The organism is Mesorhizobium sp. M2A.F.Ca.ET.067.02.1.1, assembly GCF_004023285.1.
Lineage (GTDB): Bacteria > Pseudomonadota > Alphaproteobacteria > Rhizobiales > Rhizobiaceae > Mesorhizobium.
Window position 1 is genome coordinate 1 of the sequence record NZ_RZSB01000804.1, and the last position, 2,616, is coordinate 2,616.

A 2,616-nucleotide genomic window follows, 5' to 3' on the forward strand; every position below is an offset into this window, starting at 1 on the left:
GTGCTGGGCCGCGTTCCCGCAAGCTGGCTGCCCGGCGGCACGCCGGATCCGATCATTGAGAAGCGCGCGACGCTGGGAACCCAGCAGCCACGCGTCGACGGTCCCGACAAGGTGCGCGGCGCGGCGCGCTTCGCAGCCGAGGTGCCGATGGAGAACCTGCTCCATGCCGCCTTTGTCCATTCCACCATAGCGCGCGGCAAGATCATCGAGCTCGATGTTTCCGTCGCTGAAGCCGCGCCGGGGGTCGAGCTGGTGATGACCTACCGCAATGCGCCGAAAATGTCGGTGCCTCCCGCGATCGGCATCACCAATCTGAAGGCGGCAGGCAACCACACGCTTCCGGTGATGCAGGACGCCGAAATCCGGTGGAACGGACAGGCGGTGGCCGTCATTCTGGCCGAAACCCGGGAACAGGCCGAACATGCCGCCACGCTGGTCCGGATTCGTTACGAAGCCCAGCCGTCACGCACGCGGTTCGAGGACGGCAAGAAAGTTGCAAGCACGCCGGACTCGATCCTGATCGAACGCAACCGGGTCGACAAGGGAAACGCTTCAAAGAAGCTGGCCGAAGCGGCGTACAAGGTCGATGCGGTCTACAGGACGCCGTGGCAGAGCCACAATCCGATCGAACCGCACGCCGCTACGATCGCCTGGCAGGACGGAAGGCTGATCGTTCACGACACGACGCAGATGATCCACGCAACGGCGGGGTCCCTGGCGAAGGTGTTCGGGCTGAAAGAGGCGGATGTCTTCGTCAGTTCACCCTTCGTCGGAGGTGGCTTCGGCGCAAAGGGAATGTGGGATCATCAGATCCTCGGCGCCGCCGCGGCGAAGCTCGCCGGGCGACCGGTGCGAGTCAGGCTTTCGCGGGCGAGCATGCACCGTCTTGTCGGCGGCCGCACCCAGACCGAGCAGCGCGTCGCGCTGGGGGCCGGTGCCGATGGAAAACTCACCGCCCTGTTGCACCATGGCTATGCCACCAAGCCGAAGCACAGCATATGCGACGAAGGCTTCAGCCTCACCGGGCGATCGCTCTATGCGTCCGGAAGCTTCGACATCGTTCAGCACCATGTCGATCTCGACCTCGTGGCCAACTCTTTCATGCGTGCTCCCGGAGAGGCTCCGGGAACTTTCGCGATCGAATGCGCGATGGACGAACTCGCTCATGAGCTCGGGATGGACCCGATCGAGTTGCGGCGTCGCAACGTCGCTTCCTGTGATCCGATCAGCGGCGCTCCCCATTCGCAGAGCGCCGTGATGACCGCGTACGACATGGGTGCCGAGCGTATTGGTTGGGTGCTGCGCGCCTCCGCGCCTCGTGCACGGCGCCAAGGGGAATGGCTGATCGGCATGGGCTGCGCGGGCGGAACCTTCCCTTTCGCCCGCATGCCCGGCACGTCCGCGCGCATCACCCTCGACGCTGGCGGTCGCGCGCATGTCGCAAGTGCCGCGCAAGAGATGGGAATGGGGACCGCGACCGTGCAGCGCCAGCACGCCGCGGACCGGTTCGGGCTGCCGCTCGACAGTGTGTCGGTGACTATCGGCGACTCCAGCCTGCCCTTCGCCAGCTTCGCCGGCGGATCGTCCCAGACAGCCTCGCTCGGCGCGGCTATCAGTGCAGCGAGCGGCAAGCTTGCAGCCGAGCTGTTGCGCCTCGCCGGCAACGACACACCGCTGGCGGGGCTCAGGGTGGGCGAGGTCGAATTCGCCGACAGCGGGCTGCGCAGCGTCGACGACCCTTCGCGGTACGAGAGCTTCGCTTCGATCTTTCGCCGCTCCGGGCGCGACGAGATCAGCGTCACGGGCGAAAGCGGCGCGCCGCTGGAGATGCTCAAATTCTCGATGCACAGCACGTCGGCCATCTTCTGTCAGCTGCGCGTGAGCGAGGTTACCGGGGAAATCCGGATCGATCGCCTGGTCGGCGCCTTCGATTGCGGGCGCATCCTCAACGCGAAAACCGCCACCAGCCAGTTCAAGGGCGGCATGATCATGGGACTGGGAATGGCGCTGACGGAAGAAACGCTGCTGGACGAGCGGAGCGGCCGGATCATGAGCACGTCGCTGGCCGATTATCATGTGCCGGTGCATCTGGACGTGCCGGAGATCGATGTGCTGTGGACGGATGTCCCCGACCCGCGCACGCCCATGGGGGCGCGTGGCATCGGCGAGATCGGTACGACCGGAGTGGCCGCGGCCGTTGCCAACGCCGTGTTCAACGCCACCGGTATTCGCGTACGCGACCTGCCTATCACCCTCGACAAGCTGGCCGCCGATACAACTCAAGCAAAAGGATGAGGCGGTTCCGTCCGGAACCTAAACGAAAGCGAGACGATTCCTTTTGAGGAAATGGCACGGGCAGCAGGGCTCGAACCTACGACCTGCGGTTTTGGAGACCGCCGCTCTACCAACTGAGCTATGCCCGTGCATGCGCTTGTTCGGCGCAGGCGCTTCCTAAAAGCTTCCGGGCCCTCTGTAAAGAGCACTGACCTGCCGTTTTCGAAGCTTTGCCGGATTTCTCCATCGCATTTCCGTCGGCGACGGATTGCGTTCCCTGAAAACGCGCCTGGGCCTAGGATTTTCCGGCCGGCGGCTTGTATGGCCCGCCCGGCACACCCC

The 2,616-nt window shown here is 64.9% G+C and carries 1 protein-coding gene and 1 tRNA gene; one reads left to right on the forward strand and one right to left on the reverse strand.

Features of this window, described 5'->3' with window-relative positions; all coding sequences use genetic code 11:
- Positions 1-2,295: a xanthine dehydrogenase family protein molybdopterin-binding subunit gene (locus tag EOA28_RS32020; protein WP_128315671.1), complete on the forward strand. Its 2,295-nt coding sequence runs from the start codon at positions 1-3 to the stop codon at positions 2,293-2,295.
- Between the two features lie 52 nt (positions 2,296-2,347).
- Here the strand turns inward: EOA28_RS32020 and EOA28_RS32025 are convergent.
- A tRNA-Trp gene (locus EOA28_RS32025) sits at positions 2,348-2,423 on the reverse strand.
- Between the last annotated feature and the right edge of the window lie 193 nt (positions 2,424-2,616).